The sequence below is a fragment of the Serratia sp. TSO36 genome (genome assembly GCF_057808395.1).
On sequence record NZ_JBJZOU010000071.1, the window covers coordinates 1 to 206 of the forward strand.

The window sequence follows — 206 nt, forward strand, 5'->3', positions numbered from 1 at the left end:
CAGCGGGGCTACTTCTCCCTTCCGGCCTAGGCTGCAGTGGGCCTGCCCCCGCCTTGACCAGATCCGTAATGATCTTGATCCGCTCTGGCGTGTTCTTGTCAAAGATAGCGTTATTTATCGCCCAGAACAATAAGGTCATTTCTTCCTTAGCTGGACGATTTAAGATCTCTTTGTTTACTGATGACAACAGTTTATCCAACTGCGGC

The 206-nt window shown here is 50.0% G+C and carries 1 pseudogene; it reads right to left on the minus strand.

Going from position 1 to position 206, the window contains the following annotated elements:
- A pseudogene (locus ACK3CV_RS25490) lies at positions 1-206 on the minus strand (ankyrin repeat domain-containing protein); the annotation flags it as partial.